General features: G+C 39.7%; 6 protein-coding genes and 1 pseudogene. All 7 read left to right on the top strand.

The genetic code is table 11. From position 1 onward, the window contains the following. Nucleotides 1–30 precede the first annotated feature (30 nt). Entirely contained in the window at nt 31–897 is an 867-nt protein-coding gene (locus H5975_RS06495) for a DUF6681 family protein (protein ID WP_204785366.1), read from the top strand. A 90-nt stretch (nt 898–987) separates the two neighbouring features. Then, nucleotides 988–1,926 (top strand): LacI family DNA-binding transcriptional regulator, encoded by a 939-nt coding sequence (locus tag H5975_RS06490; RefSeq protein WP_204785365.1) that lies wholly within the window; start codon nt 988–990, stop codon nt 1,924–1,926. A 155-nt stretch (nt 1,927–2,081) separates the two neighbouring features. Continuing rightward, nucleotides 2,082–3,415, top strand: a pseudogene (locus tag H5975_RS06485) (SLC45 family MFS transporter). Between the two features lie 64 nt (nt 3,416–3,479). After that, nucleotides 3,480–5,732, top strand: a complete 2,253-nt coding sequence (locus H5975_RS06480) for a glycoside hydrolase family 65 protein (RefSeq protein WP_204785364.1) — start codon at nt 3,480–3,482, stop codon at nt 5,730–5,732. A gap of 18 nt (nt 5,733–5,750) precedes the next feature. Then, nucleotides 5,751–6,410 carry a beta-phosphoglucomutase gene (gene pgmB / locus H5975_RS06475; RefSeq protein ID WP_204785363.1) on the top strand — a complete coding sequence of 220 codons (660 nt, stop codon included), beginning with the start codon at nt 5,751–5,753 and terminating at the stop codon, nt 6,408–6,410. Nucleotides 6,411–6,576: 166 nt separating this feature from the next. Continuing rightward, nucleotides 6,577–7,404: an exodeoxyribonuclease III gene (locus tag H5975_RS06470; RefSeq protein WP_204785362.1), complete on the top strand. Its 828-nt coding sequence runs from the start codon at nt 6,577–6,579 to the stop codon at nt 7,402–7,404. 72 nt (nt 7,405–7,476) lie between these two features. Then, entirely contained in the window at nt 7,477–7,998 is a 522-nt protein-coding gene (locus H5975_RS06465) for an HdeD family acid-resistance protein (protein WP_204785361.1), read from the top strand. Nucleotides 7,999–8,114 lie beyond the last annotated feature (116 nt).

The raw sequence follows: 8,114 nt of genomic DNA, 5'->3' as shown, positions 1-8,114 counted from the left end.
CAATGAAGGTCAGTAGGAGGAGGTTAGACAATGTTTAGTTTTCTTGATATGCTGAACCATTCACTGGGTTATTTTAATATCAATACAAAATTAAAAAATAAGATTTATACAATTGTAGCGTTATTAGGTGACGGGTACTTAATCTACGTAACATATCGGCTGTTAGCAAATCATGTGTGGGTACGAGGCTTGCTTTACTGCTTGGCAGTACTATTGATTAGTTACTATGTCTACTTGAATGCTGTTTATTATTTTTTGGATAAAACATCACGTTTTGATGTATTATCCCCATGGCTGGTTAAGATTACCGGTTATGACCAAAGTAATGAAAATCCGCGTAAAAGTCGTGCCGAACGGGCAGCAGCAGTTATTAACAACCAAGCAAATGGTTACTTTACGGATAGCAACTTAATTCAAGCTGAAGTAGCAATTTCACATGAAGAACAACGCAATCTACGTCATTTAGTGGACCAGTTAGTGGAACAAGGAATTTTTATTGCTGATTATGATGGTAAGGACTCCACGGCGATTATTGATGAATATAATCAGACCCATGAGCCTGTCCATGCTCTAAATAAAAATCAAACTCCACCATACTTTGATTTAATTCATGATGAACTGGAACATCGGTTAGAAATTTATGCGGGATTGAACCAGATGGAACGTGTCAAAGTTGGGCATATCACTAAAGTTGGATTAACTGATGTGCATTCAGCACATGAAAAATATCGTCTGTATTTAGCTAATGTATATGTAACCGGTGGGCCAAATAAGATTCCTGGACGACGGGGAACCACCATATTAACCGATGGTGATTTTGGCTTAGTGGCTCACGTTGCATACAAGAACCGTGAACAAGGTAATCATCCTACTTCACGCCGGGAGCTATATCGTTAAATAATGCAGGTAGCAATGATTTGGAAGTCCAAGTCGCAGGCTACCTGTTTTTTTGCTAGAATGAATATTAGTTAGAGGAGGAGCTTAATCTTGGTCACCATTCGAACAATTGCTCAGCAGGCTGGTGTTTCAACTTCTACGGCATCACGAGCATTAAATAATAACCCCCGGATTAGTGAAAAAACGCGCGCACGCGTGAAACAAATTGCTGATGAATTAGGATACCGCCCGAATTTTTCAGCTCGTAACCTTAGTAGGGGAGAAGCAAATATCATTGGGGTTGTATTTCCACTACCGAGTAGCGCTGCTCAGCCAGCGAACCCATTTCATATTGAAATTATGTGGGGGATTGGTAAGGCCATTCGCAAAATGAATTATGAGATGATGGTTGCAATGGGGACCAGCGAGAAGGATTTGGTAAATCAGGTTGCCGCAATGGCTCAACAGGCAAAAGTCCATCATTTTGTACTACTGTATTCGCGTCCCAACGATCCGGTCATTAATTATCTTCGCGACCACCATTTAAGTTATGTGATTGTTGGTCACCCCTTTAGTGATCAGGATCGGTTTGTGGATAATGACAACGTCGCAGTTGGCCAGGCGGCTACTGATCAGCTTTATTTGAACCATGGTGTCACCGCTCCGGCGTTCATTCAATCCAGTCAGCGACAAACCTTTGAAAAGGACCGCCTTCAAGGTTACCAAAAATCCGTTCAAGTTCACTCTGGACAGCCGTTGATTGTAGATGCATCTGACGATTTAAATTTAATGGATTGGCTTCGTCAACATCCACGGGTAGATAGTTTGGTATTTGCGGATGATGTTATCTACCTGCGATATGCACGTCAATTGAAGTTAGTGGATCTGCCGATTGCTTGTTTTAACAATAGCCAGTGGATCAAAGTTGTTTTTAATGATAAAAACGTGATTGATTTGCAACCACAATTGCTAGGATCGAAGGCTGTAGAACTCCTTTTTGAAAAGGACATTCATCAAAACCATATCTACGTTCCTTATAAAATGGATTAATCCAGCATAAGTGCTTTGAAACAGTATCTGGCATTATACTAGATTTATTTTTAAACTTTTTGTGCAAACGGTTGCATTAAAATTACTGTTCTGGTATATTATTAACCGTAATGTAAAAGCGCTTTCAATAAACGCGGATTTAAGGAGTGTTTGTTATGAGTGAAGAAAAATCACAAACTATTGGGTTACCAAAACTATCCAATAGTATGATTTGGATGATTAACTTTGGCTTCTTAGGGGTTCAAACTGCATTTACTTTGCAGAGTTCCCAAATGAGCCGGATCTTTCAAACGATTGGAGCTGATCCAAACAATTTAGGTTGGTTCTTTATTTTGCCACCATTGGCCGGCTTAATTGTTCAACCAATTATTGGTTATTACTCTGATCGAACCTGGGCACCTAAATTAGGTGGCCGGCGGCTGCCATACCTATTACTTGGGACCATTGTGGCGGTGATAGTGATGCTCTTGTTACCAAATTCTGGGAGCTTTGGATTTGGTTATGGATCACTGGCAGCACTATGGTTTGGTGCTATCACCGTGGCATTTTTGGACTTATCTTCTAATGTCGCCATGCAGCCATTTAAGATGATGGTTGGTGATATGGTTAATGATGATCAGAAGAGTTATGCCTATGGTGTACAGAGCTTTTTGTCTAATACTGGGGCTGTTTTGGCAGCGATCTTCCCATTCTTGCTAACTTGGTTTGGGGTTCCAAACAAGGCGGCTAAGGGTGTGGTACCTCAATCAGTTATTATTTCATTCTATGTTGGTGCTGCTCTGTTAGTAATCACAAGTCTCTTTACGGTTTTCCGGGTTCATGAATATGATCCTGCAACATATGCTAAGTACCATGGCATTTCGGAAGAGGACAATAAGGAAGGTGGAAACTGGTTAACCTTACTTCGTCACGCACCAAAAGCTTTCTGGACAGTAACATTAGTTCAGTTCTTCTGCTGGTTTGCTTTCCAATACCTATGGACATATTCTGCAGGAGCAATCGCAAGTAACGTTTGGCACACTACTAATGCTACAAGTGCAGGTTACCAAGCTGCCGGAAACTGGTATGGGGTATTAGCAGCTGTCCAATCTATCGCGGCGGTGATCTGGTCTTACGTTTTGGCAAAGGTTCCAAATAAGTACCACAAGTTAGGCTATGCTGGGAGCTTATTCTTAGGAGCAATTGGGTTCCTATCGATCTTCTTCATCCATGACCAATGGACGTTAATCATTTCTTATTCCCTGGTTGGGATTGCCTGGGCTGGAATGAATACTTACCCATTAACGATTGTTACTAATGCTTTATCTGGTAAGCACATGGGAACCTACTTGGGATTATTTAACGGCTCCATTTGTTTACCACAAATTGTGGCTTCATTATTTTCCCAATGTTGGGTGGCTCACAAGCGCACATGTTCTTGTTAGCAGGTGTGGTAATGATTTTAGCGGCATTATCTGTCAACACAATTCACGAAACTTACGTTCAATAATTATTTCATTAAAGAGAGTTAGATTGTTAATCGCTGAAGGTTTTATTAAGAAAGGAATTTATTCATGAAAAGAACATTTGATATTGCACCATGGCACGTTGCAACTACTAAGTGGGATCCTCAAGATAAACGTCTCCAAGAATCAATGACAAGCTTAGCAAACGAAAATCTTGGAATGCGGGGCTTTTTTGAAGAAGGTTACACTGGTGATCACATGCAAGGGGTTTACCTTGGTGGTGTTTGGTTCCCTGACAAGACTCGTGTTGGTTGGTGGAAAAACGGTTATCCAAAGTATTTTGGAAAAATGATTAACGCTGTTAACTTCATGAAGATGATCATTAAAGTTAATGGTGAACAATTAGACCTTAACAAGCAAACACCAAAAGACTTTAAGTTAGATTTGGATATGAAGCGGGGAGTTTTAACCCGTGAGTTTACGGTAGAAATTGGTGGCACAGAAATGTACTTCCAATTTGAGCGTTTCGTATCTGCGGTGCAAAAAGAATTAGTAGGTCAACGGGTTAATATTAAGAACCGTGGTCAAAGCGATGCCAAAGTTGAAATTACCAGCATGATTGATGCTGACGTTTACAACGAAGATGCCAACTATGATGAACAGTTTTGGAATGTACTAGGCAAAAACGCAAGTGGCGAGCATGCGGAATTAACATCTGAAACTAAGGAAAATGATTTTGGAACTCCACAATTCACTGTGGGTATGAAGACTACTACTAAAACGAATTTAGATCACGTTGGTGACGGTACCGCAGAAAAGAATGCTTATAATAACTTTGCTGGTACCATCGCAGCAGGTAAAGAAGTTAACTTGGAAAAGCGGACAGTTGTTGTAACTTCTCGTGACTTTGATTCTCAAGCAGCCATTGAAGAACAATTAGATAAATTGTCAGCAAAATTGGACGATCAAAGCTTTGACGACCTTCTTGACCCACACGTTCAAGAATGGGCAGATCGTTGGACTAAGTCTGATGTAGAAATTGAAGGGGACGAAGGGGCACAACAAGGGATTCGTTTCAACCTCTTCCAACTATTCTCTACATACTACGGGAACGACTATCGCTTAAACATTAGTCCAAAAGGATTTACTGGTGAAAAATATGGTGGTGCAACGTACTGGGATACTGAAGCATACTGTATTCCAGTTTACTTAGGAGTTGCCAATCCTGAAGTAGCACGGAACTTATTAATGTACCGTTATAAGCAATCGGATGGTGCCTTTGTTAACGCTCAAGAGCAAGGTTTAAAGGGGGCACTCTTCCCAATGGTGACCTTCAATGGTATTGAATGTCATAATGAATGGGAAATCACTTTTGAAGAAATTCACCGGAATGGTGATATTGCCTTTGCAATCTACCTTTACACCAAATATACCGGTGACAAGTCATACGTTCTGAACGAAGGGGCCGAAGTCTTAACAGAAATTTCACGTTTCTGGGCTGACCGGGTTCACTATTCACAACGCCAAAACAAGTACATGTTGCATGGTGTAACTGGTCCTGACGAGTATGACAACAACGTTAACAATGACTGGTATACTAACCTGCTATGTCAATGGACTCTGAAGTACACCCTGGAAATTCTGGATGAAGTTGATGACAAAGTCGCTAAGAAATTAAATGTTTCAGAAGATGAAAAACGTCATTGGAAAGGAATTGTTGACAACATGTACCTTCCTTATGACAAGCAAAAGGATATTTTCCCAGAAAATGATGGTTTCTTAGACAAAGACTTGAAGCCAGTTTCTGAAATTCCATCTGATCAATTGCCGTTAAACCAAAACTGGTCATGGGATAAGATTTTACGGTCACCATATGTAAAACAAGGTGACGTTATCCAAGGACTATGGGACTTCATTGATGACTTCACAACTGAAGAAAAGAAGAATAACTTTGATTTCTATGAACAATTTACGGTTCATGAATCTAGTCTTTCTGCATCTGTTTACTCTATTATTGCTGCTGACATTGGTTATGAAGATAAGGCCGTTGAACTTTATGAACGGTCTGCACGACTAGACCTTGATAACTATAACAATGATACTTCAGATGGACTTCATATTACTTCTATGACTGGTTCTTGGCTAGACATTGTTCAAGGATTTGCTGGAATGCGGGTTCGTGATGATGAATTGCATTTTGCACCATTCTTACCAAAGAAGTGGGATTCTTACCAATTCCGTCAAATGTTCCGTGGACGGATTTTGAAGATCAAAGTTGACAAGCATGGTACTAAGATTGATTTAGTATCAGGTGACCCAATTACAATTGATTTAGCAGGTAAGAAACTTGAATTAAAGTAATTCTGGGAGGCAATACTCATGGATTTTAATGATATTAAGGGTTTTGCATTTGATATGGACGGTGTAATCGCTGATACCGCTCGTTTTCATGGGCAAGCATGGCATCAGTTAGCTGACAAAGTCGGCACAGAATGGACACCAGAATTAGCGGATGCTCTTAAGGGCGTTAGTCGGATGGATTCTTTGGAGTTAATTTTGAAGGCCGGTGGCCATGAAAATGAATATACCGAAGAAGAAAAAAACGCATTAGCAACTGAAAAGAACGATAATTATGTCAGGTTAGTGGAAACGCTGACTCCTGATGATATCTTACCAGGAATGAAGGCTTTTCTAGATGAATTGAAAGATACACATTACCACTTAGTGTTGGCCTCCGCATCTAAAAATGCACCTAAAGTTCTTCAATATCTACAATTAACTGATTATTTTGAAGGAATTGTAGATCCAGCTAAACTTAGCAAAGGTAAACCAGATCCAGAAATCTACGTTGAAGCAGCGAAGACGATGAACCTGCCAGTTAATCAAGTTGCCGGTGTTGAAGATGCTCAAGCGGGAATTCAAGCAATTAATGGTGCTGGAGAACTATCAATTGGGATTGGTAGTAGCCTACATGATGCTGATGTGAAATTTAATACTACTGGTGAGGTGTCACTAGCAGCTATTAAAAAACAACTGTAAAGTTGAAAAAATGAAATCGTGGTAGAAGTTATTGACGACTTCACAGTTCACTAATAACGATAGGGCCAACGTTCGATTTGCCGAGCGTTCGGCTCTATTTTTGCTTTTAATAGGGTGAAATTTTGAAATGTTCAGCGTAAGATATTAACCAAAAGGGAGGATTACGATGAAATTTATTTCGTGGAATATTGATTCAATTAATGCAGCACTTACTGGAACATCAAAACGAGCTGGGGAAACCAGGGAGGTTTTGCATAAAATTGCTGGTCTGAGTCCCGATATTGTGGCTATCCAAGAAACCAAGTTATCTAAAAATGGACCAACTAAGAAGCACCTCAGCATATTAGATGAAATATTTCCAAGTTACCATGTAGTGTGGCGAAGTTCTGTTGAACCAGCACGGAAGGGATATGCAGGAACAATGTACCTTTATCGGGATGGGCTCACCCCTCAAGTAACTTATCCCAAAATTGATGCACCAGCACCAATGGACGATGAAGGCCGTATGATTACTCTAGAATTTCCGGACTTTTATGTCACTGAAGTATATACTCCTAACTCTGGTTCTGGTTTAAAGCGGCTTGATGAACGTCAAGTTTGGGATGATCGTTATCGTGAATATTTACAATCATTGGATCAAAAGAAACCGGTGATTGCTAGTGGTGACTTCAATGTTGCACATGAACCAATTGACTTAGCTCATCCTGAAAACAATCATCATTCAGCAGGCTTTACCGATGAAGAACGTGAACATTTTACAAAATTATTAAAAGCTGGATTCACGGATAGTTTTCGTCATCTTCACCCGGAAGAAAAAGGAGTTTATTCATGGTGGGCACAACGTGTCATTACCAGCAAGCAGAATAATTCAGGCTGGAGAATAGATTACTGGCTAGTCAGCGATCGGATTGCTGAACAAATTCAAAATTCATCTATGATTGATACTGGAGAACGCCGTGATCATACGCCAATTGAACTGGATATTGATCTCTAGAACCTGTTACTCGATAGTGCACGAACGCGTTACAATAGACTGCGTATTTATTAATTAAAGGGAGAGAGTATTGTGGATCGAGTTAATAAAAACTTTGATTGGGCTAGTTTTGTACTAGGAATTTTATTTGTCATTTTAGGATGCGTATCTATGTACCACGTGGATACGACTTTACGTTTTGTTTCAATTCTGTTTGGAATTGGTGCCATTCTAAAGGGAATTTATGAAATTTGGCTTCGTCAAACAGTTGATAATTTATTGAACCATAAATCAGTTTGGCTGATTGTTATGGCCATCCTAGATATTATTTTGGGGATTATTTTCCTATTCTTCCATTCTGTCGGCGCCCTCACAATTGCATACATTTTTGCCATCTGGTTTATTATTGACTGTTTTGGTCAACTCCAAGTTGCAAGCTTTTATCGTGAATTTAGAAAGGGCTACTACTGGTTATTGGTTGTTCTGAACATCATTGGTATTATTTTAGGAATTATCCTGTTATTCAATCCAATGTTGTCTGCAATTATGCTAGTTTGGTTAATTGCAACTTTCTTAATCTTAATTGGTATTTTAGCGATTGTTGCATCGTTCTAAACACGGGAGGGAGATAATATGAAGTGACCTCCTTAATTGTTAATGCAGGGATTTAGACACATAATTAATGTATAGCGAAAAAGCATTAGTTAAGGTCGTTACCCTAAACAATTAAG

The organism is Limosilactobacillus coleohominis (genome assembly GCF_016901675.1).
Lineage (GTDB): Bacteria > Bacillota > Bacilli > Lactobacillales > Lactobacillaceae > Limosilactobacillus > Limosilactobacillus intestinavium.
This window is presented reverse-complemented; position numbering and strand designations above follow the sequence as displayed.